The following is a 465-nucleotide window of genomic DNA, read 5'->3' as shown; positions in this document are numbered from 1 at the left end:
GCGGCTGCTGACTGGCTCGTTGTTTGACGACTGCTGCGATGTAACGCGTCAGTCGTCGGGCAACGCGTCGGTCGTCGGGCAACGCGTCGGTCGTCGGGCAACGCGTCGGTCGTCGTACAACGCGTCGGTCGTCGTACAACCCGTCAGTCGTCGCGGAACGCGTCGGTCGTCGTACAACGCGGCTGCTGACTGGCTCGTTGTTTGACGACTGCTGCGATGTAACGCGTCAGTCGTCGTACAACCCGTCAGTCGTCGTACAACGCGTCAGTCGTCGTACAACGCGTCAGTTGTCGTACAACGCGTCGGTCGTCGTACAACGCGTCAGTTGTCGTACAACGCGTCGGTCGTCGTACAACGCGTCAGTTGTCGTACAACGCGTCAGTTGTCGGGCTCGTTGTTTGACGACTGCTGCGATGTAACGCGTCAGTCGTCGGGCAACGCGTCGGTCGTCGGGCAACGCGTCGG

Annotated in this window: 1 protein-coding gene; it reads right to left on the bottom strand. The window is 61.7% G+C overall.

What is annotated here, in order from left to right; genetic code table 11:
* Positions 1–283 precede the first annotated feature (283 nt).
* On the bottom strand, positions 284–465 hold a 182-nt coding region (locus ACLQ2O_RS38220), incomplete at its 5' end, for a hypothetical protein (protein ID WP_425842356.1).

Source organism: Kribbella sp. DT2, assembly GCF_049844575.1.
Lineage (GTDB): Bacteria > Actinomycetota > Actinomycetes > Propionibacteriales > Kribbellaceae > Kribbella.
The sequence above is the reverse complement of the archived record's forward strand: the minus strand, read 5'-3'. Positions and strand labels throughout refer to the sequence as shown.